This is a genomic window from Bacillus sp. MAG717A (assembly GCF_036884855.1).
GTDB lineage: Bacteria > Bacillota > Bacilli > Bacillales > Bacillaceae > Bacillus > Bacillus safensis.
Map to the genome: position 1 here is coordinate 2,393,809 of NZ_CP145733.1, position 22,880 is coordinate 2,416,688.

Here is a 22,880-nt window from a genome sequence, read left to right on the forward strand (position 1 = left end):
AGCTTAGTGCATCAGACTAAGCTGTTTTCTTTTACGAAAAGGAGGTGTCATGATGAAGCAACCTAATTGGCTGCTGCACCGTGCCTATTTAACGCCAGATCGAGTTGCACTTATTTATCAAGAGACAGAGTGGACATTTCACGAATTAGCTCAAGAAGCGGACGAGCTTTCAAATAGACTTGCACAGGCATCATTGAAAAAAGGGGAAACGGTTGCGCTTTTGATGAACAATCATCCTCATATGGTGCTGCTTGTACATGCCTGTTTTTTATTAGGGGTAAAAATCGTGCTATTGAATAATAAGCTGACAAAAGCTGAAAGGCTCTATCAGCTAGAAGATGCAAAAGCAGTGGCGTTATTAACAGAATCTAGTTATGCAAGCGATCATGAGGGTGATTTACCCGTTTATACAATGGAAACTTTACCTCAACCAGAGAAAGGCCATGAAAAGACAATCGAGAGCGGAATTGATTTGAATGAAACAGCGACCATCATGTACACATCTGGGACAACAGGACGTCCAAAAGGGGTAGAGCAAACGTTTGGCAATCATTTTCATAGTGCTGTTTCCTCTGCATTGAATTTGGGTCTCAGAGAGGATGACCGCTGGCTCATTGCCCTGCCTCTTTTTCATATTAGCGGCTTATCTGCCTTATTTAAGTCTGTAATATATGGAATGACAGTCGTGCTTCATCAGAAGTTTGACGTCGATGAAGTAAAGGATTCTATTGAACGGCATCGTGTGACGATGATTTCTGTTGTGCAGACGATGTTAGCTCGTTTATTAAGCAGACTAGAAGAATGTCCGTCTTCTTTGCGTTGTCTTTTATTAGGCGGAGGACCTGCGCCTTATGCGATGCTCCAAGAAAGCAAAGAGAAGGGCTTTCCTGTCTTTCAATCGTACGGTATGACGGAAACCTGTTCACAAATTGTGACGCTTGCACCTGAATTTAGTGTAGAGAAGCTTGGGTCAGCAGGAAAACCTCTTTTTGGTTGTGAGCTGAAAATTCTAGATGGTGATCGCATTTGCCGTCCTTTTGAGCATGGCGAAATTATGGTGAAAGGTGCAAATGTGATGAAAGGATACCTTTACCGTGAAGAAGCGACCGCGGCTGCCTTTGATGAGGGCTGGCTGAAAACGGGTGATATTGGCTATGTGGATGAGGAGGGGTTCTTATTTGTGCTTGACCGCCGTTCAGATTTAATTATTTCTGGCGGAGAAAATATTTATCCTGCGGAAATTGAAGCGGTTCTGTTAACACATCCGCATGTAAAGGAAGCCGGAGTAACGGGTATGTATGATGATAGATGGGGAGAGGTACCTGCAGCTTTCCTTGTAACAGATGATAAGATACCGGAAAATGAGCTCTATGCTTTATGTGAGTCGCATTTAGCCAAATATAAATGGCCCACCGCTTTTCACTTTGTGAACGAGCTGCCAAGAAATGCATCAAATAAATTGCAAAGGCACAGACTCAGATCAAAGGGGTTTTCAAATGATTCAAATTGAACGAGTAATTTTATATCATGTCACGATGAAGCTTAAACAACCATTTACAACAAGTCTTGGAACCATTTCAGAGCGTGAGTTTATTATTGTTGAAGTAAAAGATCAAACAGGATTGACTGGATGGGGAGAGGTATCTGCCTTTTCTTCTCCGTGGTATACAGAAGAAACAATTGAGACTTGCTATCATATGCTGAGGGCTTTCTTTATCCCGAACGTGCTGACGCGCACCTTTACACATCCTTCAGAAATACCTGACAGTCTGTATCATTTTAAAGGCAATAGGATGGCGAAAGCAGGCATTGAAGCGGCTGTTTGGGATATTTATGCGAAGCGTGAGAATAAGTCTTTACGCGATGTATTAGGCGGCACAAAAGATAGAATACCATCTGGTGTTGTGGCGGGGTTAGGCCCAATTGACGATATGCTTGAGCAAATCCAGCAATTTGTTGATCAAGGCTATCAGCGGGTGAAGGTAAAAATTAAACCGGGACAAGATATTGGACTTCTTCAAAAGATAAGAGAGTCTTTTCCTGATTTGCCATTAATGGCAGATGCAAACTCTGCTTATGAATTAAAAGATATTAGCAAGCTTAAGCAGCTCGACGATATTCGTTTATTAATGATTGAACAGCCTCTAGCTGCAGATGATATTGTGGACCACCGCCATTTGCAAAAGCATTTAAAAACGCCGATTTGTTTAGATGAAAGTATTTGTTCTTTAGCTGATGCCAGAAAAGCTGTAGAGCTTGGCAGCTGTCAAATTATTAATGTGAAGCCTTCACGAGTTGGCGGACTGACAGAGGCTCTTAAAATTCATACGTTCAGTAAGGAGCATCAAATTCCGCTATGGTGCGGAGGGATGATTGAAACAGGTATTTCCCGAGCGCAGAACGTGGCACTTGCTTCGCTTCCTCAATTTACAATTCCCGGTGATATTTCAGCTTCGTCAAAATTTTGGGAGCAGGATATCATTTTTCCTGAAATTAAGGTTGAAAATGGGTTTATTGAGGTGCCTCGTTCGCCAGGAATGGGCGTGGAAGTTGATTACCAAGCGCTCCGTTCGTTTTCAGATAAAATCGACGTGTTTACAAAACATGATTTTGTGAGATAAAAACGAAGGAATCACCTTTTGCATATCAAATAGAATCTATGTAAAGTGAGAGAAAGTTTTTCCTTCCTGTCTGAACAAAAAAGAAAGAGCGGTGATCCGCTCTTTCTTACTCTTCAACCAGCTCGCTGTCATAAGCAAGCTGTCCGATATACTGATGCATTTCATTGGGCATGTTTGCTGCATGTCCATATTCATAATCCCAAAGGTTTAAAAAGGAGTGAGCGGCTTGATGGAATGCGGCTTCATCCGCGTCATGAATTTCGTCAAAAAACGTTTGAAGCAGCCGATCATGTTTCAAATTGAAGCGCCTCCTTTAATGAGACTTAAAGATCTTGTGGTTTAAACGTTTTACAATCCGTTTCTTCGCTTTTCTCAGCCGTATTTCCTGTGTGGCTGACGACATAGATTGCATCTGCACCACAGCGGTTTCCAGCATTCCAATAGGAACAGTTATTGACTTCACAAAGGATTTTTTGACTCATACAGATGACCTCCTTTTGAGTATGTCTTTCATCTATAATGTAACCGAAATGAAGCACGTCCATTCATGTTAATCTTCCTGACGAATATAGCGCTTATCCTTCATAAATAATTTCCAGAAGAAATAGAACCCAGGAAATAAGATGATAAAACCTACAATATAGGTGATGAATAATGCCCTAAATGTGACAGGGTCTGTAAATCCAGACATGATTGTAATATCTGGATAGGCCATGTAAGGCAAGTGAGCACGCCCGTACACGTAGCTTGCTAAGAAATATTGAATGGTAATCGCAATGACGGCAAGGCGTGGTCTCCCTTTCCGATGCTTAAAACGGCTGTTTGGTAAAAATAGAGCTAGTCCTGCTAGCAGGAACATTAGGAGAGATACAAGAAGAATAGGGATGTTCTGCATCATTTTTGTGAACAGCCAATTCGCCTCGCTTCGTAATGTCAGCATGATAAAAAAGGCCATCATGAGTGAAAGTGGACCCGTAATGAGCGCCCCTCTTCTATAAATGCTGTAAGCTTCATCTTCATTAGCTACATTAGAGAAATCAGCTAAAAGCAAGGACGAAAGAAAAAGGGTGCTGAAGATGGCAAAGCCGACAAAAGAATAAACATTTGCACTTGTAAAGACCAGTCCAAGATCTAAAGAGTAGACGTTGTTCTCCTGAAAGATAAATCCACCATGGGTAATTGGAAGAACCATGATCAGGATGGACGGAATGATAAAGCCGCTGATCCCTGAAATATAAGTCACCGCTTTTCGGTATTTCTTAGGCAGTGAATGAGAAAACACGAGAAAACCGCTTCGCAGTGCAAGAAGCAATAAGATGATGCTGCCGGGTATTAATAAAACGGTACCAAGTACAAAGGTCGCACCTGGAAACAGGCTAAACAATGCGACAACGATGGCCACAATAAAGACGTTTGTCACTTCCCATGTTGGAGAAAGATATTTATTTGCGATATTAGCTGCCTTTGTTTGTTCTCTATTCATATAAATCATCGACCAAAATCCTGCGCCGAAATCCATTGATGCCATCACTGCATAGATAAAAACGAACCCCCATAAGATGGTGATTGCAATGAGCGCATCAGTTGTAACATCCATTTGCATCAAGATCGCTCCCTTTTTAAGATTCTGTTAACCGTAGGTCTTCTTCAATCGTATGTTTTCTAAAGTAGTACGTCAGCACAATAACAGTTGCTATACCTAAGATGAGATAGACAATGGCAAAAAGGATAAAAAGTGTCCCGATCGAGCCAGATGATGTGACAACCTCGGAGGTTTTGAGCATTCGATAGATGACCCATGGCTGACGGCCTGTACAAGCAAAGATCCAGCCAAATTCAATAGCCAAAAGACTAAGAGGCCCGCCGAATAAGTAAAGAAAAAGAAGCCACTTCGGAAATTTTTCACGTTTTAAAATTTTACGATAAAGCAGTGCTAATACCGCAAATAGAATGAGCACCGATCCAATAATGACCATGCCGTTAAATAATGTGTGTATAAATAAAGGCGGCCACTCGTCACGGGGGAAATCATTTAAGCCTTTGACCACCGTATCAAAGCTATTTCCTGCGAGAAAACTAAGCGCCCAAGGAATTTCGATCGCACCTTTAATTTCCTGCGAATCAGCATCCGTAAAACCACCTATTGCAAGAGGCGCATGTGATTGCGTTTCAAATAAACCTTCAGCTCCAGCCAGCTTTTCAGGCTGATATTCATACAGAAGCTGAGCGGATTCGTGGCCATTTAAGGCTGTTAGAAAAGAGAAAAGTCCTCCTACAATGAGTCCAAGAAAAAGGGCTTTTCGATGAAATGAATAGAGCTTCTCGTTTTTTTTAGTTTTGAGCATTTTAAAAGCTGCAACTGAAGCAATGACAAAAGCACCTGTTGTAAAAGCAGACAGCACAACATGTGTAGCAGTCACAGCAAAGCTTGGATTGAAAAAGGCCTTCCAAGGCTCGATATTTGTGATTTCTCCATTCACCATCTGAAAGCCAGCAGGTGTCCCTTCAAAAGCATGTACGTTTGTAATCAGAATCGCTGATGCAGCTGCACCAATGACGATAAAAATAACCGTAATGATGCGCATTGCATTTGATAGGCGATCCGCTGCGTACACATAAATAGACATAAATAATGCTTCTATAAAGAACGCATAGATTTCAATCTGGAATGGCAGTGACATGACTTTTCCGATAACCTCCATAAAACCTGGCCATAAAAGGGCAAGCTGCGTACCAGCAATAGTACCTGTTGGAATGGCGACCCCTAACAGAACAGCCTGTGCTTTTGTCCATCGCTTGGCCATGATGGCATAATGCGGGTCCTTCGTTTTTTGAAAGATGAGTTCAGCTAACAAAATCATTAGCGGGATGCCAACGCCAAGCGAGGCATAAATAATATGAAAGCCCATGGTTGTGCCGAACAGGCTTCTAGCTAAAACGAGATCAGTCAATTTTTTCTCCGCCTTTCTTATCGCTTCTCTTTTTCATGATGCTTATTATTCTCCACCATTTTTAGATTATTCTTCCTGACTAAGAAAGCTTGTTTTTTGACAAGTTGTATAAGAGGGAGTAGAATATAATTATAAAACGTAATCATTACGTTTTGATAACGAAAGGAGTTTTGACATTGAAAAGAGATATTCATCCAACCTCACATGAAGTTGTATTTATGGACGTAAACAGCGGTTACCGCTTCTTGAGTAGATCAACAAAGACATCAAATGAGACAGTAGAGTGGGAAGATGGGAAAACGTATCCTGTCATTAAAGTAGAAACAAGCTCTGATACGCATCCTTTTTATACAGGACGTCAAAAATTCGGAGAAAAAGGCGGAAGAGCCGAGCTGTTTAAGAAAAAATATCAAATGTAATCAAAAAAGCACGCCTGATAACGGTGTGCTTTTTTACAGCAAAAAACCCCGGCTGATAAAGCCCGGGGTTCAAAACATTAATCATTTAAAGCGGTGTTTAATGTCTTTAAGTTTTGTTTCATTAAGCTGATGTAGCTTTCGCCATTTTTGGCATCATCTTCGGTAATGGATTCTAGATTTTTAAGGGTTAAGCTTTTTGCCCCAATTTCACTGCGGATCGTATCTGATACTTTGCTGCTGACGTTGTTTTCAAAAATAACGTATTGAATGTGATGCTTTTCTGCTTTTTGTACAATGTTTTCGAGCTGCTTTTGTGATGGCTCTTCGGAAGCAGATAATCCTAAAACACTGATTTGCTCAATTCCATAGCGCTTTTCCCAATAACCATAAGCTGCGTGAGAAACAAGAATTTCTTTATGTTTAGCTTTAGATAACGTTGTTTTGAATTCTTGATCTAGGGATTGTAAATCTTTTTTCAGATTTTCATAGTTTTTTGTGTATTCTTCTTTATGATCTGGATCTAATGAGACGAGTGTGTCTTTAATGTTTTTCGCCATTTGCTGCGCATAAACTGGGTCTAACCATGCATGAGGATCTTTATCTCCGTGATCGTGCCCGTCATGATCATGGTCGTGGTCTTCACCTTCATGGTCATGATCTTCACCTTCTTCATGTGCATGTTCTTCATTTGTCGATAACAATTTGATGCCTTCGGCTGCTTTGACTGTTTTCACACCTTGGTCTTTTAATGTGGCAGCAGTTTTGTCTGCGAATGCTTCAGCCCCTGTGCCGCTATAGATAAAGGCATCACCTTCAGCCATTTCAACCATCGTTTTCGAACTTGGTTCAAAGCTGTGTGCATCTGCGTTGGCAGGATACACGCTTTGAGCATGAACGTGAGAGCCGCCAATTTTTTCAGTGAAATCTTGGATTGGAAAGATCGTGGTGTAAATGATTAGTTTCCCGTCTGTCTTTCCTTTTGAAGCATTAGTGCCCGCACTGCTTGAGCAAGCGGCAAGGCCGATCGCGAATAGAGCAGCTGTTAAAATAAAAAAGATTTTTTTCATGTAGAAAATGTCTCCTCTCAATCTAATAGATAGAAATGATTACGATTTAATGTCCTGAGTTATTGTATCGTAATAATTACGATTTGAAAAGAGGAAAATAAAAAATTTTCGTCAGCAGATGTTTCCTTTAAAAAAATAAGCTGCAAAACGTGACGAAATTTCTTACATTGTGCTATATTTATTTTTAAAAAAAGATAAAGGAATGGACAAACGTATGAAACTTTTAGATGAAATCATCGAATATAATCAACAATTTATTGAAGAAAAGAAATACGAAGAATTTACAACAACAAAGTTTCCACAGAAAAAAGCTGTCATTCTATCGTGTATGGATACAAGACTTGTTGAACTGCTTCCGCGTGCCATGAACATGAAAAATGGCGATATTAAGATTGTCAAAAGTGCTGGGGCGCTTGTTTCTCATCCATTTGGAAGTATTATGCGAAGCATTTTAGTTGCTGTTTACGAATTAAATGCTGACGAGGTATATGTCATTGGGCATCATGATTGCGGGATGAGCAAAATTGATAGCCAGACACTTTTAAATAAAGCCGTTGAGCGTGGTATTCCAGAAAAGCGTATTGAAGTACTGGAATACTCAGGAATTGATTTTAAACAGTGGCTCAAAAGCTTTAGTTCAGTTGAAGAGAGCGTGAAGGACAGTGTGTCTGTAGTAAAAAATCACCCGCTTCTTCCATCAGATGTACCTGTACATGGGCTTGTCATCGATCCTGGAACAGGGAAGCTTGACTTAGTTGTCAACGGATATGAAGAAAAGTAAGTTACTTTTCCTTTTTAGGCGGAACAGGATCGATGCCGCCGGGGTGAAACGGATGACATTTCAAAATCCGCTTTATGGTCAGCCAGCCGCCCTTGATCGCGCCATGCGTTTTGATCGCCTCAAGTCCATAGTTTGAGCATGTTGGATAAAACCGGCAGCTTGGCGGTGTCAGAGGGGAAATACATTTTTGATAAAATCGTATAATCCCGATAAAAATTTGTTTCATAGAGGTTCCTCCTTGTCTGTCTTCCACAGTATAAGAAAAAAGGACAAGGAAGGAAAGTTTTATAAACTAAACTGGTCGGAGAAATATGTTATAATATAGGAAATTGCAATTATAGGAGTGGTGATTATGCCTTCAGTTGAAAGCTTTGAACTTGATCATAATGCTGTAAAAGCGCCATACGTTCGTCATTGTGGCGTTCATAAAGTGGGATCAGATGGGGAAGTAAATAAATTCGATATTCGTTTTTGTCAGCCGAACAAGCAGGCGATGAAACCTGATACGATTCATACATTAGAGCATTTGCTTGCGTTTAATATTAGAACACACTCAGAGAAATATGATCATTTTGATATCATCGATATTTCTCCAATGGGCTGCCAGACAGGCTACTATTTAGTTGTCAGTGGTGCACCAACTCCAAAAGAAATCGTTGAACTTCTTGATGCAACATTCAAGGATGCAGTTGAAGTAACAGAAATTCCTGCTGCAAACGAAGAGCAATGCGGCCAAGCGAAGCTTCATGATCTTGAAGGGGCAAAACGTTTAATGCGTTTCTGGCTTTCTCAGGATCAAGAAGAGCTTTTAAAAGTATTTGGTTAATCGAACGATGAACCGGACATTTAGATGTCCGGTTTTTTTATTGAATTCGATCAGTGATGTCAAAATAGGGGATATTTGTTAAAATGGACATGTCAGTAAAAGAAGGGGGAAACGCAAGATGCGAAAAATGTTGGGAATGATTCTGATGCTCACGTTATTAAGTGCATGCGGAAACTCTGTAGCAAATAGCGGAAAAGGGGAAGTGCCTGAGCTATTAGAAGTAAAGCTTACAGGGCCTGAGCAAGTGGAGAAAAATGAAAGCGTTATAGTAAAAGCAGCTGTCACATACGGTGATACGCCTGTTGATGATGCAGATGATGTTCAATTTGAAGTGTGGAAAGATGGCGACAAGGATAACAGCAAAATGATTCAGCCAAAGAAAGAAAACAAAGGTGTATACGAATTGCACACAGCCTTCAATAAAGATGGCCTTTATATCATACAAGTCCATGTGACAGCTAAACAGCAGCATAATATGCCGAAAACGAACATCCACGTAGGTGAGGTGAAAAAAGAGAGTTCGTCTACTGAAGAAGAAACCTCACATCATTAAAAGCGGATTTATTTTGGATTAGGACGTTGATTTGGTTCTGCATCCTGTGGTGAATCGACTTTATGCTTATATTCATAAGCCTTCGCTGTCGTCCACAATGATAAAAAGACAACGATTGAGATAATGATAAAGCTGATAATCCCAAGTAACAGCATCTAACTCCCTCCTTATTTCCATATTAACATATATTTCATGCAGTCAAAATAGAAGAAATTGACGGCAGGTTTCAGTATAATAAGAAAAGGGTATTCTCATACTAAACGCAATTACATAAGGAGGAATAAACATGTCTGAAAAATTATTAAACGTCGTCAATAAACAAGTAGCTGATTGGACTGTGCTTTACGTGAAATTACATAACTATCATTGGTATGTAAAGGGGAAAGATTTCTTTACACTTCATGAGAAATTTGAGGAACTATATACAGAAACAGCTACATATATTGATGATTTGGCTGAGCGTATGCTTGCTTTAAATGGACAGCCTGTTGCGACAATGAAAGAGTGCTTAGAAATTTCCAGCATTCAAGAAGCAGAAGGCAATGAATCAGCAGAGCAAATGGTGAAAAATTTATATGATGATTTCTCCAATATCGCAGAGGAATTAAAGCAAGGAATGGACCTGGCTGCAGAGGTTGGCGATGAAACAACAGGTGATATGCTGCTTGCGATTCATCAATCCATTGAAAAACACAACTGGATGCTTAAAGCATATTTAGGATAATACACGTATGGGAAAAGAATGTCGGTCATAAATAGACCGACATTCTTTTTTATTGGAATCGGGACAGACAGCCCATTGAAATCATAGGGCTTTCAGCCGAAGAGAAAAGAGAAGGGAGGGAAGAAGATGTCTTCTATTGCAGGAATGATGAGTCAGCAAGTAGCGAGCATTCAAAAGACACTCAATATTAGTTTGTTGAATTCACAGCTTGCTACGAATACAGCACAGGCCATGGTGATGCTGGATCAAGTGCAGCAGCAGCCTCAAGCTGTTCAGCCAAAGGATTCAGATGCAAGCTTTATTGATGTTAGGGTCTAGGAAGTAGCCGCCGCGCAAGGCGGCTTTTTCTTGTCAAAAGACAGCGCCTTTATTTTTTGTCGTCCAAGCTATTGTGAAAATCCGGCATATACTATTGAGGTAAGGAGTTCCACTTTGAAAGGATGTTGATGCCAAGTGAGCAAGGATTTAGGCATCTTTTCGTTGGTTACAGTGAGTTTGTCAGCGATGGGCTTTCTGTTTGGTGGAGCAGGATATTTACTGATGATTTTAGTGACGTTGATGGCTATTGAATTAATTTGTGCAAGCCTAAGAGAATCTTTGACTGGACAGCTCACAATGAAGCGGTTTTTTACGCGGCTTGTTCGAAAGATTGTGACAGTCTCCTTAATATCGATGGCACATTTCTTTGATGTCATGCTGAAGACAAATGGGGCGATTAAGGATTTAGCGATCATCTTTTATATTATTTATGAATCTTACCAAATCGTCTCGACAGCCAGAGCCCTTGGAGTTCCCATTCCACAGTTGTTTATTGATGTATTGGACATGTTGAAAAATAAATTGCGCAAAAAGCCGTAATTTCCTCATATCTGGTCATACTAAAGAAAAAAGGATGATTCAGATGGCGAGACACACATACTATGTATCCGTACAAGATGGATCGATATCGCAGCATAGAGATGCAGCGGCTTGGCAATTTCAAATAGAAGCAGATGATGATCAAATTTTGCAGCTGAGAGACTATTTCGATGAACAGTATATGACAGATTGGAAAGGCTTCTTTCGGGCACATGTTCCGTTTCTTGAATATCATTATGATAGTCCAAATGATGAAATGGATAGAAAAAGAAAAGAGATTTACACAATGATTTATGAGCTCGGCAATGAAGAGACAAGGAGCTTTATTGAGACAAATGGTTTGATGAATTGAAAAAGCATGTAGAGATTCTCTACATGCTTTATTTTCGCGGTTGTAAAATGCCTCCGATCAGATCAGTGATCCCACCGCCTCTATTTTCTTGCTGTGAATTGGTGAATTCATGAGAGGAGCTCTGGCTCTGAGGCTTGTAGCGATTATCATCTAAGCCAACCCGTAACCCAGATGTGCGCTCAGATGGCTGAATAATAACAATTTGGTCTTGTTCTTGGAACTCAAATAAATAGGATTCACCAGATGTTTGTCCAATGAAAGTTTTCCAGTTCACATCTAATTTGACCTTCGGTGCTCTGCCCGTCCAAGCGACAATTGCGTCAGGGTCTACGCGGCAGGGGGCTTTTAAAATGAGCGGATTTCCATTCGTTTTGATGGCGACCTGCGCTCCGTGCCCTTGATAAGAGAGTTTTGATGTAAACAGTCCTTTCTGCGATAAAATACCAACGCCTACTGGTGTGACACCGTAATGGCATTCCTCAGTAAAGGCAAGTAAATCTTCACTTTCTACACTTACATGCTGCCAAGGACCGCTTGGCTCAAGATTAATTACTGTTACATGCTCGCTTGAATCAGCCAGATAGCAAGTACCTTGTCCACTCACTTCCATCATCTCAAGGTTTTCACCTGTGAATTTCCTGCTGATATGGTTAAATACTTGGCTGACCATATTTCCTTTATTCGTTCCAAGTAATCGCTTGCGGTATTGGAAACTTCCTTGATCGGCAATCATTGCGCCCTTTTTGGCAAAAAAGATTCCGCTGCCTTCTGCTTGTAAGGTAAGTTCTTCTATTGTGACGAAATGAAATCCCATGGGTGCCGGCTCCTTTCCTGCGTCAAGATGTGAATCCATAGATGCGGCATAAATCATGTAAATCTAGAGTAGTCCCTTGCCCGGTTGCAGTGATCTTCCATTCCTCCTGATCTCTCGTGAGTTCTGCGCATATAATGGACGTACAATACGAATAATCTTCTGTTAACTGAAAGGTACAAATCTCTTGCTGAGAGATTTGATCAGTAAGGCGCACATAGGCATTAGTGACTTGTCCAAAATGATGCTGGCGTTCGTGTGCATCATGTATTGTGGCTGTGACGACAATTTTATGAATATCAGGTGAGACTCTGCTTAATTGCATAATAATCATTTCATTGTCTCGATACCCTCCGCCAAATTGATGATCACCAAGATGACGAACAGCTCCGTCTAAGCTTTGCTGCTGGTGATAATAGATCAGATGCTTAGGAGACAACAGTTTGTCTTCTTCATTTAAAAGAAACACTTGCGTATCTAAATCAATTGGCTGACCAGCCAGGTCCCAGCCAAGCCCGATATGAATTTGGTCGACCGCTGGATTTTCTTTTGTTAAATCTAACTTTTGCCCTTTCACGAGGTGTTTCTTGATCACCTCATGGGGTGCGTCTTGTTTTGACCCATTTTTTATACTCATGCTGATTTCCTCCTCGTTGTCATAGGACAAACACTGATTCATTTACGTCATATAGGGATAAAAGGTTTCATGATTAAAATTGGGTGAAGTTGGAGATGATAAAAAGGTTTTAGCAACAATACCTCATTTTAGATACAGACGAGTTGGAACCACTCGTTTGTTTCACTTTTGATAAAAATTCTTCAGATAAATGTGATCTGTGGTATGATGTTTTACAAGAAGCAAGGACAGGATATGAGGGATTTCACATGCATGTATTTAAAGACTATTATCATAATACGGTCAAACTCTCTTTTGAGGAGAAGCCTTTTTCAAGTCATCCTAAGCATGTTTGGGCCATCTGCCGTTACCAAGGGAAATGGCTGCTCACTGAACATGAGGATCGGGGCTATGAGTTTCCAGGAGGGAAAGTTGAGCCGGATGAAGAAGCAGACCAAGCCGCTATACGGGAGATTCAAGAAGAGACGGGTGCTGTTGTTCGTGAATTAACGTATATTGGCCAATATCAGGTGCTGGGCAGAGAAAAGGTCATCGTCAAGAATATTTATTTCGCTGAAATTGAAAAGCTAGTGAAGCAAGAAACATATTTTGAAACGAAAGGACCGGTTCTTTTCGCAGACTTGCCGAGATCCATCGCAAAAAATAAGAACTTCAGTTTTATTATGAAAGATGATGTGTTAAGACAAAGTCTTGCTTATTTAGAAAAAAACGGTTTGATTCGTTAAAAAAAGCGCAGGGAGACATTCCCTGTGCTTTTTTATTTTTGAAGAAAACGGCGTTCGAGCCATTCCACAAGCTGGTACATGATAGTCGCAAACACGGCAATAATGAAAAGACTTAAGAACACGAGTGTAAAGTTGAAGACTTGAAAGCCGTAAATGATCATGTAGCCGAGCCCTTTTGAGGAAACAAGAAATTCCCCTACAATAACCCCAACCCAAGAAAGGCCGACATTGACTTTGATCGCAGAAATCATCGTTGGAATACTAGCTGGCAAAATGACCTCGCGAAAGACGACGCTTTTTTTCGAACCAAAGGTTTTCATCACCTTTAAATAATTCTCATCGACCTCTTGAAAGGCTGTATAAATGACGATCGTCGTAATGATCACACTAATGATTGCGCCCATGGCAACGATGCTGATCATGCCAGGCCCAAGGGCAACAATTAAAATCGGGGCGAGGGCAACTTTTGGCATGGCATTTAAAATGACTAAATAAGGATCAAGAACTTTTGCCAGGCGGGTGGACCACCATAAGGCGGCAGCAAGCAAAATGCCGCAAAAGGTACCAAGTAGAAATCCGAGTACTGTTTCAAATAATGTAATACTCATATGATTCACTAAAGACCCATCGGATATTTTTTGTACAAACAATTGGCAGACCGCAGATGGTGAACTAAATATCAGTGGATCGATGAGACGAAAATGACTGGCGAGCTCCCAAAGCGAAAAGAAGCTGGCGAAAATAATGAACTGATAGATTCGGGTCATGCGCTTTTCCATTCGGTATTTTTTGCGATAGGCTTCATGTAAAAGATCACTGTGTTTCAACTGTTTTCAGCTCCTTCCAAATCGTTTGAAAGAGCTCTTGGAAACTCTGGGTCTGTCTTGCTTCGAAAGGAGAAAGAGTCCTCAGATCATCTGGAACGGTAAAAATTCGTTTGATCGAGCCAGGATGCTTTGAGAATAAGAAAATGCGGTCACTCATCGCAATGGCTTCGCCAATGTCATGTGTCACAAGGACCGCTGTTTTTTGATAGTTTTTGAGTGTATGAAAGACGAGATCCTCTAATGTTAGTTTGGTTTGGTAGTCTAGAGCTGAAAAGGGTTCGTCTAGTAAAAGCAGACCGGGATTCACTGCAAGCGTTCGGGCGAGAGCCGCACGCTGCCTCATACCGCCTGACAGCTCTTTCGGGTATTTTTCCTCTACATCATGAAGGCCAAGCTTAGGCAGTAAGCCAAGAGCGGCGGAGGTGGCTTCATGTGAATCTTGTTTGGTAATTTTCAACCCGAGAATGATATTTTCCTTGATGGTTTTCCAAGGGAACAAATAATCTTGCTGGAGCATGTAGCCGATTTGATGCTCCTTTTGATTCGGTTCTTTTCCTTCGATTAAAATGCGGCCTTCAGAGGGCGGCGTTATTCCTGCAATGATAGACAGCAGGGTGGTTTTCCCGCAGCCGCTGGGACCAATAAATGAGATAAATTCACCTTGGTCTATCTCCATATTAATGTGCTGTATGGCCGTTGTTTTTTCTTTTAAAGAGAAGTACGTGTGGGTCACATGGTCAATTTGAAGGAAAGACATGTGCTACCTCCTATTCTATTTATGTTCTGTGACCTTCTTTGCAATGGATGAATCGACAAGTTGTTTGTACGGGATAAATTTCGGCAATTCATCGCTCTCCTTCATGATTTCCTGCAATTTGTTCCATTCCTCTTCATTCAGAAGTGGATCTGTTGCATAGGAGTCCTGCTGTTTGTATCGTTTAATGGCTGTTGATAAGACATCAAGTTCTGTGTCAGGAAAATGAGATTGAATGGTTTTGGCAATCTCCTCTGGCTGCTTGGCTTCCACCCATTTCTGCGCTTTGTAAATGGCACGAGTGAAGGCTTCTGCTGTCTCTTTGTTTTCCTCTAAGTAACTTTTCTTTGCCATGAAGGTGGTATAAGGCACCTTTCCGGAAGCCTCTCCAAAGGAGGCGGTGATGTACCCTTTGCCTTCTTTTTCAATTAAGGATGCTGTTGGTTCGAATAACTGCACAAAATCGCCAGTTCCAGAGGAGAAAGCACCAGAAATGTTGGCAAAATCAATATTTTGAATCATACGGAGATCCTTTTTTACATCAATTCCTTCCTTTTTCAGGACATATTCACCGACCATTTGCGGCATGCCGCCTTTCCGCTGTCCAAGAAAGTCTTTTCCTTTTAATTGATCCCAAGAGAATTCGCTCACCTTCTCCCTTGAAACAAGAAATGTACCGTCTGTTTGTGTCAGCTGTGCAAAGTTGATGACAGAGTCCTTTGTGTCTTGAGCCTCTACATAGATAGAGGATTCAGATCCGGTCAGGGCGATATCTGCACCACCGGATAAAAGAGCTGTCATCGTTTTATCGCCGCCCCAAGTCGTTTTTAATTCAACCTTTAGCCCTTCTTCTTTGAAGAAGTCCTCAGATAAGGCAACATATAGCGGAGCATAAAAAACCGAATGGGTCACCTCGGCTACTTGTACGGTCTGCTCTTGTTCTTTTTTACAGGCGACAAATGGAATAAAGAGCAGGACAACGACGATGAATGCCAGTCTGACTTTGATGGAACGATTCAAGAGTAATTCGCCTCCTTTGTTCTAGATCACTAATTAAAGTATGTCAAAAGGGATTTTTGGTGAGTGCCTAGATGAAAATAAGAAGCGCATTGTTTATTTATAGAACGTGTCTTTTTTTCTATACTAGAAGCATGAATACTTTCTTGAATTTGGAAGAAATAAAGGGGCGGTTTCGTGTATAGAGTGAGTTGGGTATTTCTTGGGTGGTATTTAATAGGGCTCATATTAATGGTCTTTTTTGAGGTGCCAGCATGGCTTCAGTTTGCAAATGGCATTTTCCTTGTGCTGTATGCCTGCTGTGTGATAGAGATTGGGCGAAATATTTATGGATCATGGGGAATGGTGATCAAACGGGCAGCCATTGTCGGCGTGCTGACATTTACGGTTGAATGGATTGGGATCACAACCGGGTTTCCTTTCGGAGCTTATGACTATTATCCAACGTTAGGTTTTCTAGTGGCAGGGGTGCCTTTAACCATTGCTTTTGCATGGGTTGGAGTATTTTTAAACAGTCTTTTTTTATCCAGTCAGCAGTCGAAGTGGAAACGAGCGGTCGAAACGGGAATATGGATTGTCTTGCTTGACCTCATATTAGACCCAGTAGCAGCTGAACGGAAATTTTGGGTGTGGTATGACGGCGGTGGTTTTTATGGTATTCCTTTTGAGAATTTTGTGAGCTGGGGTATGATTGGAGCAGGACTTTCCTTTCTCTTCCCGCTTGTTCAGATTGATCAGAAGGCTTTGAGCTGGACGAGCCGTATTTATCAGGCAATGGTGTTCTTTTTTGGTGTGCTGGCATTAAAGGGCGGGCTCGAGGTCATTTTTTATTTAGCACTGATCATTGTTATTCTGTGTGAAGGAAGGGTTCAATTTGAAAGAAAGCGACAAAAGCCGATCGTTTAGACGTATATTTTCTCTTTATCTTGAGCGGTATTTACTTCATAAACATTTCCGCTGCGTGATGATGAAAGGCGCTGTGGACCCAAACGAGAAGTTGCCTGTTCTTTATATCGCCAATCATAGCTCATGGTGGGATGGACTCATCCTCTTTCTTTTAACAGAAAAAGCGTCCGAACTCGATCACTATATGATGATGGAAGAGAAGCAGCTGAAGCAATATGCCTTTTTCCGTAAGCTTGGTGCCTTTCCGGTTCAGAAAGAGAATTTGAAAAGTGTGAAGCAAGCATTAATGACGGCTAAAGAAAACATGCAGGCTGGCGGGGCTGTATGGCTTTTTCCACAGGGGAAAATCATGCATCAGGACATGCGACCGCTTGAATTAGAGGGCGGGGCTTCATTTTTAGTGAGACAATTTGAGCAAGTCGTGGTGAAGCCTGTGACCTTGCATTATACATTTAATCAATTTCAAAAGCCGACAGTATCTGCTTTGTTTGGTGAAGATACCTTAGTATCTGGCGGGGCACTTCGAAGCAAGGACGTGACGCATCTGCTCAGAGATCTGCTTGAAACGCAGTTAAACGCACATCAAGCACAGGTCATCGCAGATCCTGATTTTTCAACTAATCAAGAATTTAGACAGATGACAAGGACAAGTCAGTCAACAAGTGATGCGTTTGATTCCTTTAAAAAGTGGGTGAAAACATGGCGGTCTTCTTAACCGTGATCAGTGAACTCTTGCTCTGTCAGTTTATTTTCACCATATGGAATATGAGGCAGCTTCCTATTTTAAAGCCAGCATCCTTTCCGCCGGGTGAACCGATTTCATTATCAATTCTGATTCCAGCAAGAAATGAGGAAAAACGGATCGAAGCCTGTCTTCAGTCGATCGTTGATCAACAACTTCACCCGAAAGAGCTCATCGTCCTTGATGATCACTCGACAGATCAGACAAGAGCGATGGTGGAACGCTTTGCAGAAAGATACCCGTGGATCCGTGTCCAGTCAGGTCAACCCTTAAAGCGCGGCTGGCTTGGTAAATCATATGCCTGTTCTCAGCTCGCGGAAGCTGCTGCTTCTGACTGGCTGCTATTTTTAGATGCGGATGTCCGGTTAAAAAAAGGGGCAGTTGAATCAGTGTACAAGCAGTTATGCATGCAAAAAACGGGGATGCTGTCAGGTTTTCCAGAACAGAAAACAGGTACATTTTTTGAGCATCTTGTGGTTCCTATGATGATGTTTACCATTGGCTGTCATCTGCCAGTGAAATGGGTAAGAAAATCTAAGAACCCCGCTTTTGCCGCAGCACATGGCGGTTTTATTGCCATTGAAAAGAATTGTTATCACGACATTGGCGGGCATGCAGCGATCAAGGATTCACTAGTTGATGATATGGCCTTGGCTAGACGGGTGAAGGAAAAAGGCTTTCCGTTCACACTTGCAAGCATTCATCCATTTGTGTATATGAGAATGTATGAGAGTGGACTAGAGGTTTGGGAAGGTTACCGGAAAAATTTATTCCCAGGTGTGAATCGAAGCATTGCTTTGTTAAGCAGTGTCTTTTGTTTATACTCCCTCCTTTATTTGGTTCCTGTCATTTGTTTCATGATCGCATTGTTTCAGCTGGATGTTTTGAGCATATGCTTAGCGATTCTTTGCTATGGGCTGGGTGTGTCGATTAAAGCGGCAATTGATACTGAAAATGGTCGGACATCTGCGATGGCTTTTTTATTGCCGGTCAGTATTTTAAGCTTGATCGCCATCGGTTTTGCTTCTATGAAAATCGGTCTGAAAAAAGAAGGGTATGAATGGAAAGGGAGAAGGTACGAATGAAAAAAGTGATCATCATCGGCGGCGGACTTGGCGGATTATCAGCCGCGATCCGTCTACAGTCACGCGGGGTTCAGGTCACCATTTTAGAAAAAGAAGCGGCTTTAGGCGGGAAATTGCAGCGCCATCATGGAGCGGGCTACTCTTTTGATTTAGGACCGAGTACCATTACAATGAAGGCATATTTTGAAGAAGTGTTTACAGCCTGTCATAGACGGATGGAGGATTATGTGACCTTTTATCCGATTTCTCCACTGACCAAAAATATTTTTTCAGATGGCCATACGGTCGAGTTTACGCCGAATATTGAGCATATGGAGTCACAAATTGCTGCATTCAGTCCTGAAGATGCGAAGCAATACCGTGCATTTTTACAGGAATCAAAGACGCTTTTTCAAAAGGCAGAGGAGCAGTTTTTAAATCGTTTGTTATTGAGCTGGAAGGATAAGGCGGATTTAAAGCTGATGAAAGCACTTCTTGCTGTCAAACCATTCACATCCGTTCAGCGCCTGCTACGTCAATATTTCCGTCATCCCCATACATTGGCCATGTTTGGACGGTATGCCACTTATATCGGCTCTTCTCCCTACGAAGCGCCGGCTATTTTTAATATGATGGCGTATTTAGAAGGGGAGAAAGGGATTTATGGAATACAAGGCGGTACGTATCGTTTAGTTGAGGCATTTGAGACACTGGCAAAAGAATTAGGCGTTCAGATTCACCTCAATGAACAAGTGAACAAGATTCATGTGAAGGGGCGGCGGATCAAAGGAGTGGAGACGGATCAGCAGATGTATGAAGCAGATCAAGTCATTGCAGGAGCAGATGCGCTGACTGTATACCGTCATCTTATAGATGAAAAAGACCGTCCTCGTTTTTTAAATCAAAAACTGGCTAGTATTGAACCGTCGTTGTCGGGCTTTGTTCTCTTATTAGGTGTACCTAAAGTCTATGAGCAGCTGGCTCATCACAATGTGTTTTTCCCTGAGGATTATGAGCAAGAATTCAAAGATATTTTTCAGAAAAAACAACTGCCTCAAGATCCGACGCTTTACATATGTTATTCAGGTCATTCAGAACCAGCTTTAAGCGGAGGAGCGGGAAGAAGCAACCTGTTTGTACTGGCCAATGCACCTTATGTGACAAAAGAGCAAGATTGGGACATGCTAAAGGAGACATATCGTCAGCATGTAAAAAACAAATTAATGGAAAAAGGTCTTTTTGATTTGGAGAAGCTAATCGAATATGAAGCGGTTCAAACCCCGCTCGATCTGCAGCAGAAAACGGGGGCATATCGTGGAGCCATTTATGGCATGTCTTCAAACTCGTTCAAACAGGCGTTCTTTCGCATCAATAATCAATCAAAGGACATTGAAGGACTTTGGTTTGTTGGGGGAACAAGTCATCCAGGCGGCGGCACGCCAATGGTGACAAAATCAGGCCAGCTTGTCGCAGAAGCGATGCTGAAGCAATGGACGTAATCAAAGATGAAAAGGAGAGAAATCGAGTGATTGTGGAAAAAAGAAGGTTTCCGTCGCCCCATCCGCATATTCACTTATATACAGTGACCTATGAGGCAGATGGACTTCGGATGAAAGGACTGCTCGCTGAGCCGGCCGAAGAAGGTCTCTACGACGGCTTTTTGTATTTACGAGGCGGCATTAAAAATGTGGGGATGGTCAGACCTGGCCGGATTGTGCAATTTGCCGCGCAGGGTTTTGTCGTCTTTGCTCCCTTTTACCGAGGAAATCAGGGAGGCGAAGGGAACGAAGATTTTGCCGGAGAAGATCGAAAAGATGCGTTCGCTGCCTTTCAGCTGTTAAAGCAGCACAAAAAAGTGAAGAAGGATCGCATTCATATCTTTGGTTTTTCGCGAGGCGGTATTATGGGCATCTGGACCGCTGTAGAAATGAAACAGGAGGCGGCTTCCTTTGTCACATGGGGAGGCGTCAGTGACATGAAACTGACTTATGAAGAGCGTGTGGATATGAGACGGATGATGAAGCGTGTGATTGGCGGTCCGCCGCATAAGGTGCCAGAGGCATATGAGAACAGAACCCCTTTAAATGATGTGGACAAAATTGAAGCGCCTGTCCTGATCATCCACGGAGAAGAGGACCAAAATGTATCGATTGAGCATGCATATTTGTTAGAAGATGCGCTGCGTCAGCACGGGAAGTCCGTGGAGACATGGTATTTCCATGGATACAACCACTATTTCCCGCCGCAGCATAATCGAGAAATTGTGAGAAGGCTGACCACATGGATGCACAGCCGAAAAAGCGGAAATGTGTTAAAATAAGCAGTATAACGAAATATAGAAAGTAGGGGGATTTTCATTATGGGAATGCCTGTTGAATTTAATACAATGATTGTCACAAAGGGAAAAGAGACAAGAATTGAAGAAAATGTATTTGAACTCATGAAGGATGGATACCGCATTTATCCGTTAAATATTCCACTTGAGGTGCGCAAAACGAAAGACGGAGAAAAAACAGGGACAGCACATGTTGAAAAGCTGGAGCTGACAGACAATGTCACGAAGGTGACGTACCGTCTTGTGTCATTGCATTCAACAAACTAAAAAAGCTGAGGGATTGAATCTCCTCAGCTTTTTTCATTTGGTTATACGAGTGGTCCGCCTTTGGCTTCAATGTCACTTGCCGCGTGGCTGAATTTTTGGAAGTTCTTTTTAAATTCATTGGCAAGGAAGTGTGCTTTTTCTTGATAAGCCTTTTGGTCATCCCATGTTTTAGCAGGTTGAAGCACTTCATCTGGTACACCAGGAATATGAAGCGGGATGTGTAAGCCAAAGATGTCATCAGTAATCATTTCAGCATTGTCAAGGTCACCCTCGATTGCTGCCTGAACCATTGCTCTTGTATGAGCGAGATTCATTCGTTTGCCTGTACCATAGCCTCCGCCAGTCCAGCCTGTATTCACAAGGAATACTTTAGCACCGTGCTCATCAATCTTTTTGCCAAGCATTTCAGCATAGACGTGAGCTGGAAGCGGGAGGAATGGTGAACCGAAGCACGTAGAGAATGTCGTTTCTGGTGAAGTGACACCTCGCTCAGTTCCAGCTAGTTTACTTGTGTACCCGCTCAAGAAATGGTACATTGCCTGTTCTTTTGTTAAACGGCTGATTGGAGGTAAGACGCCAAACGCATCAGCTGTTAAGAAAACAATGGCAGATGGATGTCCTGCGATACTTGGTTTCACGATGTTATCAATCATTTCGATTGGGTAAGCAGCGCGTGTATTTTCAGTAAAGAATGTATCATCATAATCCGCTTCACGTGTTTCTTCATCAAGCACAACGTTCTCAAGAACTGATCCGAAGCTGATCGCTTTGTAGATCTGTGGTTCTTTTTCTTCACTTAAGTTCACACATTTCGCATAGCATCCGCCCTCGATATTGAAGACCCCTGTGCCAGACCAGCCGTGTTCATCGTCTCCGATCAGCTTGCGGCTTGCGCTTGCAGAAAGCGTCGTTTTCCCAGTACCTGAAAGTCCGAAGAATAAGGCTACATCGCCTTCTTGACCTACGTTTGCTGAGCAGTGCATGGATAAAATATCTTGCTCAGGAAGCAGATAGTTCATCACAGAGAAAATGGACTTTTTCATTTCTCCTGCATATTCTGTTCCACCGATAAGAATCGTGCGTTTTTCAAAAGAAACGATGATAAACGTTTCAGAGTTTGTGCCATCTGTTGCAGGATCTGCTTTGAAGTGCGGTGCAGATAAGATGGTGAAAGGTTTTTCGTTTGAAGAAGGTGTTGACCCGTCAGGTCTGATGAATAGCTGCTTGGCAAAAAGATTGTGCCATGCGAATTCGTTTATAACTGTAATCGGCATACGATATCTTTCATCAGCGCCTGCAAACCCTTCAAAGACGAATAGTTCATCACGCTCTTTTAAGTATGACACAACCTTTGTATATAAACGGTCAAATGCTTCTTTGGAGATCGGCTGGTTTACTTGACCCCAATCGATTTTATGTTCAGAGCTTTCTTCTTTGACGATAAATTTATCTTTAGGCGAACGTCCTGTGTAGGCTCCAGTTGTCGCACGGACAGCCCCTGTTGATGTTAAAACGCCTTCATTACGTGCCAAAATCTTTTCAACAAGTTTCGGAACAGATAAATTTTGGTGCGTATTTTCTAATGAGAGCAATGACTGCAAATCTTCTTTTAAATCCACTGAGTTCATAAAAAAACCCTTCCT

The 22,880-nt window shown here is 41.9% G+C and carries 30 protein-coding genes; 17 read left to right on the forward strand and 13 right to left on the reverse strand.

Annotation, left to right across the window (positions count from 1 at the left end; translation table 11 throughout):
• Window positions 1–49: 49 nt before the first annotated feature.
• Both V6Z54_RS12305 and menC read left to right on the forward strand, forming a co-directional pair.
• Complete coding sequence (locus V6Z54_RS12305; protein WP_338527371.1) at window positions 50–1,510, forward strand: o-succinylbenzoate--CoA ligase; 1,461 nt, start codon at window positions 50–52, stop codon at window positions 1,508–1,510.
• A complete protein-coding gene (gene menC, locus V6Z54_RS12310) occupies window positions 1,497–2,621 on the forward strand; it encodes an o-succinylbenzoate synthase (protein ID WP_041086815.1) in 1,125 nt (374 codons plus the stop codon). Before V6Z54_RS12305 ends, menC begins: the two co-directional genes overlap by 14 nt.
• 106 nt (window positions 2,622–2,727) lie before the next feature.
• Here menC and V6Z54_RS12315 read toward each other — a convergent pair whose 3' ends face one another.
• The 4 genes from V6Z54_RS12315 to V6Z54_RS12330 form a co-directional block, all read right to left on the reverse strand.
• Window positions 2,728–2,919 (reverse strand): hypothetical protein, encoded by a 192-nt coding sequence (locus V6Z54_RS12315; RefSeq protein WP_041086813.1) that lies wholly within the window; start codon window positions 2,917–2,919, stop codon window positions 2,728–2,730.
• Window positions 2,920–2,944: 25 nt separating this feature from the next.
• Window positions 2,945–3,103, reverse strand: coding sequence for a DUF1540 domain-containing protein (locus V6Z54_RS12320; protein WP_008360682.1), 159 nt, complete (start codon window positions 3,101–3,103; stop codon window positions 2,945–2,947).
• A gap of 68 nt (window positions 3,104–3,171) precedes the next feature.
• Window positions 3,172–4,218 (reverse strand): cytochrome d ubiquinol oxidase subunit II, encoded by a 1,047-nt coding sequence (locus V6Z54_RS12325; protein ID WP_169510868.1) that lies wholly within the window; start codon window positions 4,216–4,218, stop codon window positions 3,172–3,174.
• 22 nt (window positions 4,219–4,240) lie between these two features.
• A complete protein-coding gene (locus tag V6Z54_RS12330; RefSeq protein ID WP_041086809.1) occupies window positions 4,241–5,572 on the reverse strand; it encodes a cytochrome ubiquinol oxidase subunit I in 1,332 nt (443 codons plus the stop codon).
• A gap of 176 nt (window positions 5,573–5,748) precedes the next feature.
• On the opposite strand from V6Z54_RS12330, the gene V6Z54_RS12335 reads away from it, so the two are divergent.
• Window positions 5,749–5,991, forward strand: a complete 243-nt coding sequence (locus V6Z54_RS12335) for a type B 50S ribosomal protein L31 (RefSeq protein ID WP_041086807.1) — start codon at window positions 5,749–5,751, stop codon at window positions 5,989–5,991.
• Window positions 5,992–6,068: 77 nt separating this feature from the next.
• On the opposite strand, the gene V6Z54_RS12340 is transcribed toward V6Z54_RS12335, so the two are convergent.
• Window positions 6,069–7,058, reverse strand: a complete 990-nt coding sequence (locus V6Z54_RS12340; RefSeq protein WP_041086804.1) for a zinc ABC transporter substrate-binding protein — start codon at window positions 7,056–7,058, stop codon at window positions 6,069–6,071.
• 214 nt (window positions 7,059–7,272) lie between these two features.
• Here V6Z54_RS12340 and V6Z54_RS12345 point away from each other — a divergent pair, with 214 nt between their 5' ends.
• Entirely contained in the window at window positions 7,273–7,839 is a 567-nt protein-coding gene (locus V6Z54_RS12345; protein ID WP_024424929.1) for a carbonic anhydrase, read from the forward strand.
• A 1-nt stretch (window position 7,840) separates the two neighbouring features.
• Here V6Z54_RS12345 and yidD read toward each other — a convergent pair whose 3' ends face one another.
• Window positions 7,841–8,065 carry a membrane protein insertion efficiency factor YidD gene (gene yidD / locus V6Z54_RS12350; RefSeq protein WP_041086801.1) on the reverse strand — a complete coding sequence of 75 codons (225 nt, stop codon included), beginning with the start codon at window positions 8,063–8,065 and terminating at the stop codon, window positions 7,841–7,843.
• 126 nt (window positions 8,066–8,191) lie between these two features.
• On the opposite strand from yidD, the gene V6Z54_RS12355 reads away from it, so the two are divergent.
• Window positions 8,192–8,665: an S-ribosylhomocysteine lyase gene (locus V6Z54_RS12355; protein ID WP_003217624.1), complete on the forward strand. Its 474-nt coding sequence runs from the start codon at window positions 8,192–8,194 to the stop codon at window positions 8,663–8,665.
• A gap of 118 nt (window positions 8,666–8,783) precedes the next feature.
• On the forward strand, window positions 8,784–9,218 hold the full coding sequence (locus V6Z54_RS12360; RefSeq protein ID WP_338527372.1) for a FixH family protein: 435 nt from the start codon (window positions 8,784–8,786) through the stop codon (window positions 9,216–9,218).
• A gap of 8 nt (window positions 9,219–9,226) precedes the next feature.
• On the opposite strand, the gene ytzI is transcribed toward V6Z54_RS12360, so the two are convergent.
• Window positions 9,227–9,373: a YtzI protein gene (ytzI, locus tag V6Z54_RS12365; RefSeq protein WP_041086796.1), complete on the reverse strand. Its 147-nt coding sequence runs from the start codon at window positions 9,371–9,373 to the stop codon at window positions 9,227–9,229.
• Window positions 9,374–9,504: 131 nt separating this feature from the next.
• Here ytzI and V6Z54_RS12370 point away from each other — a divergent pair, with 131 nt between their 5' ends.
• The 4 genes from V6Z54_RS12370 to V6Z54_RS12385 all read left to right on the forward strand — a co-directional run bounded on the left by V6Z54_RS12370 (window position 9,505) and on the right by V6Z54_RS12385 (window position 11,152).
• On the forward strand, window positions 9,505–9,942 hold the full coding sequence (locus V6Z54_RS12370; RefSeq protein ID WP_041086794.1) for a Dps family protein: 438 nt from the start codon (window positions 9,505–9,507) through the stop codon (window positions 9,940–9,942).
• A 126-nt stretch (window positions 9,943–10,068) separates the two neighbouring features.
• The gene (locus V6Z54_RS12375; protein WP_024424925.1) at window positions 10,069–10,260 is read left to right on the forward strand and encodes a hypothetical protein; all 192 of its coding nucleotides are present in this window, start codon (window positions 10,069–10,071) and stop codon (window positions 10,258–10,260) included.
• Between the two features lie 135 nt (window positions 10,261–10,395).
• Window positions 10,396–10,800: a phage holin family protein gene (locus V6Z54_RS12380; RefSeq protein WP_041086792.1), complete on the forward strand. Its 405-nt coding sequence runs from the start codon at window positions 10,396–10,398 to the stop codon at window positions 10,798–10,800.
• A 43-nt stretch (window positions 10,801–10,843) separates the two neighbouring features.
• Complete coding sequence (locus V6Z54_RS12385) at window positions 10,844–11,152, forward strand: hypothetical protein (RefSeq protein ID WP_024425787.1); 309 nt, start codon at window positions 10,844–10,846, stop codon at window positions 11,150–11,152.
• Window positions 11,153–11,180: 28 nt separating this feature from the next.
• Here V6Z54_RS12385 and V6Z54_RS12390 read toward each other — a convergent pair whose 3' ends face one another.
• Both V6Z54_RS12390 and V6Z54_RS12395 read right to left on the reverse strand, forming a co-directional pair.
• Window positions 11,181–11,966, reverse strand: coding sequence for an AIM24 family protein (locus tag V6Z54_RS12390; protein WP_041086788.1), 786 nt, complete (start codon window positions 11,964–11,966; stop codon window positions 11,181–11,183).
• Window positions 11,967–11,988: 22 nt separating this feature from the next.
• Window positions 11,989–12,600, reverse strand: coding sequence for a TerD family protein (locus tag V6Z54_RS12395; RefSeq protein ID WP_052468239.1), 612 nt, complete (start codon window positions 12,598–12,600; stop codon window positions 11,989–11,991).
• 248 nt (window positions 12,601–12,848) lie between these two features.
• On the opposite strand from V6Z54_RS12395, the gene ytkD reads away from it, so the two are divergent.
• Window positions 12,849–13,325, forward strand: a complete 477-nt coding sequence (ytkD, locus tag V6Z54_RS12400; RefSeq protein WP_269103142.1) for an RNA deprotection pyrophosphohydrolase — start codon at window positions 12,849–12,851, stop codon at window positions 13,323–13,325.
• Between the two features lie 32 nt (window positions 13,326–13,357).
• On the opposite strand, the gene V6Z54_RS12405 is transcribed toward ytkD, so the two are convergent.
• The 3 genes from V6Z54_RS12405 to V6Z54_RS12415 are packed head-to-tail and all read right to left on the reverse strand — an operon-like array spanning window position 13,358 to window position 15,926.
• Window positions 13,358–14,152 (reverse strand): ABC transporter permease, encoded by a 795-nt coding sequence (locus V6Z54_RS12405; RefSeq protein ID WP_338527373.1) that lies wholly within the window; start codon window positions 14,150–14,152, stop codon window positions 13,358–13,360.
• Window positions 14,139–14,909, reverse strand: coding sequence for an ABC transporter ATP-binding protein (locus tag V6Z54_RS12410; RefSeq protein WP_073978702.1), 771 nt, complete (start codon window positions 14,907–14,909; stop codon window positions 14,139–14,141). Before V6Z54_RS12410 ends, V6Z54_RS12405 begins: the two co-directional genes overlap by 14 nt.
• A gap of 15 nt (window positions 14,910–14,924) precedes the next feature.
• Window positions 14,925–15,926: an ABC transporter substrate-binding protein gene (locus V6Z54_RS12415; protein ID WP_338527374.1), complete on the reverse strand. Its 1,002-nt coding sequence runs from the start codon at window positions 15,924–15,926 to the stop codon at window positions 14,925–14,927.
• A gap of 174 nt (window positions 15,927–16,100) precedes the next feature.
• Here V6Z54_RS12415 and V6Z54_RS12420 point away from each other — a divergent pair, with 174 nt between their 5' ends.
• Genes V6Z54_RS12420 through V6Z54_RS12445 form a run of 6 tightly spaced genes read left to right on the forward strand, consistent with a single transcriptional unit; the run spans window position 16,101 to window position 21,237 of the window.
• Window positions 16,101–16,829 carry a carotenoid biosynthesis protein gene (locus V6Z54_RS12420; protein ID WP_041086780.1) on the forward strand — a complete coding sequence of 243 codons (729 nt, stop codon included), beginning with the start codon at window positions 16,101–16,103 and terminating at the stop codon, window positions 16,827–16,829.
• Complete coding sequence (locus V6Z54_RS12425; RefSeq protein ID WP_073978704.1) at window positions 16,798–17,544, forward strand: lysophospholipid acyltransferase family protein; 747 nt, start codon at window positions 16,798–16,800, stop codon at window positions 17,542–17,544. The genes V6Z54_RS12420 and V6Z54_RS12425 overlap by 32 nt, the downstream gene beginning before the upstream one ends.
• Window positions 17,529–18,656: a glycosyltransferase gene (locus V6Z54_RS12430; RefSeq protein WP_041086776.1), complete on the forward strand. Its 1,128-nt coding sequence runs from the start codon at window positions 17,529–17,531 to the stop codon at window positions 18,654–18,656. Before V6Z54_RS12425 ends, V6Z54_RS12430 begins: the two co-directional genes overlap by 16 nt.
• Window positions 18,653–20,134 carry a phytoene desaturase family protein gene (crtI, locus tag V6Z54_RS12435; protein WP_269103147.1) on the forward strand — a complete coding sequence of 494 codons (1,482 nt, stop codon included), beginning with the start codon at window positions 18,653–18,655 and terminating at the stop codon, window positions 20,132–20,134. Before V6Z54_RS12430 ends, crtI begins: the two co-directional genes overlap by 4 nt.
• Before the next feature lie 26 nt (window positions 20,135–20,160).
• Window positions 20,161–20,955: a prolyl oligopeptidase family serine peptidase gene (locus tag V6Z54_RS12440; RefSeq protein ID WP_041086772.1), complete on the forward strand. Its 795-nt coding sequence runs from the start codon at window positions 20,161–20,163 to the stop codon at window positions 20,953–20,955.
• A gap of 39 nt (window positions 20,956–20,994) precedes the next feature.
• Window positions 20,995–21,237, forward strand: a complete 243-nt coding sequence (locus V6Z54_RS12445; RefSeq protein ID WP_025092385.1) for a DUF2584 domain-containing protein — start codon at window positions 20,995–20,997, stop codon at window positions 21,235–21,237.
• A gap of 41 nt (window positions 21,238–21,278) precedes the next feature.
• On the opposite strand, the gene pckA is transcribed toward V6Z54_RS12445, so the two are convergent.
• Window positions 21,279–22,865: a phosphoenolpyruvate carboxykinase (ATP) gene (gene pckA, locus V6Z54_RS12450; RefSeq protein ID WP_260774641.1), complete on the reverse strand. Its 1,587-nt coding sequence runs from the start codon at window positions 22,863–22,865 to the stop codon at window positions 21,279–21,281.
• Between the last annotated feature and the right edge of the window lie 15 nt (window positions 22,866–22,880).

Coding starts and splice junctions, on each gene's coding strand:
- V6Z54_RS12305 (WP_338527371.1), top strand. CDS start 50: ATGATGAAGCAACCTAATTGGCTGCTGCACCGTGCCTATTTAACGCCA.
- menC (WP_041086815.1), top strand. CDS start 1,497: ATGATTCAAATTGAACGAGTAATTTTATATCATGTCACGATGAAGCTT.
- V6Z54_RS12320 (WP_008360682.1), bottom strand. CDS start 3,103: ATGAGTCAAAAAATCCTTTGTGAAGTCAATAACTGTTCCTATTGGAAT.
- V6Z54_RS12325 (WP_169510868.1), bottom strand. CDS start 4,218: ATGGATGTTACAACTGATGCGCTCATTGCAATCACCATCTTATGGGGG.
- V6Z54_RS12340 (WP_041086804.1), bottom strand. CDS start 7,058: ATGAAAAAAATCTTTTTTATTTTAACAGCTGCTCTATTCGCGATCGGC.
- V6Z54_RS12345 (WP_024424929.1), top strand. CDS start 7,273: ATGAAACTTTTAGATGAAATCATCGAATATAATCAACAATTTATTGAA.
- yidD (WP_041086801.1), bottom strand. CDS start 8,065: ATGAAACAAATTTTTATCGGGATTATACGATTTTATCAAAAATGTATT.
- V6Z54_RS12355 (WP_003217624.1), top strand. CDS start 8,192: ATGCCTTCAGTTGAAAGCTTTGAACTTGATCATAATGCTGTAAAAGCG.
- V6Z54_RS12360 (WP_338527372.1), top strand. CDS start 8,784: ATGCGAAAAATGTTGGGAATGATTCTGATGCTCACGTTATTAAGTGCA.
- ytzI (WP_041086796.1), bottom strand. CDS start 9,373: ATGCTGTTACTTGGGATTATCAGCTTTATCATTATCTCAATCGTTGTC.
- V6Z54_RS12370 (WP_041086794.1), top strand. CDS start 9,505: ATGTCTGAAAAATTATTAAACGTCGTCAATAAACAAGTAGCTGATTGG.
- V6Z54_RS12375 (WP_024424925.1), top strand. CDS start 10,069: ATGTCTTCTATTGCAGGAATGATGAGTCAGCAAGTAGCGAGCATTCAA.
- V6Z54_RS12385 (WP_024425787.1), top strand. CDS start 10,844: ATGGCGAGACACACATACTATGTATCCGTACAAGATGGATCGATATCG.
- V6Z54_RS12390 (WP_041086788.1), bottom strand. CDS start 11,966: ATGGGATTTCATTTCGTCACAATAGAAGAACTTACCTTACAAGCAGAA.
- V6Z54_RS12395 (WP_052468239.1), bottom strand. CDS start 12,600: ATGAGTATAAAAAATGGGTCAAAACAAGACGCACCCCATGAGGTGATC.
- ytkD (WP_269103142.1), top strand. CDS start 12,849: ATGCATGTATTTAAAGACTATTATCATAATACGGTCAAACTCTCTTTT.
- V6Z54_RS12410 (WP_073978702.1), bottom strand. CDS start 14,909: ATGTCTTTCCTTCAAATTGACCATGTGACCCACACGTACTTCTCTTTA.
- V6Z54_RS12430 (WP_041086776.1), top strand. CDS start 17,529: ATGGCGGTCTTCTTAACCGTGATCAGTGAACTCTTGCTCTGTCAGTTT.
- crtI (WP_269103147.1), top strand. CDS start 18,653: ATGAAAAAAGTGATCATCATCGGCGGCGGACTTGGCGGATTATCAGCC.
- V6Z54_RS12445 (WP_025092385.1), top strand. CDS start 20,995: ATGGGAATGCCTGTTGAATTTAATACAATGATTGTCACAAAGGGAAAA.
- pckA (WP_260774641.1), bottom strand. CDS start 22,865: ATGAACTCAGTGGATTTAAAAGAAGATTTGCAGTCATTGCTCTCATTA.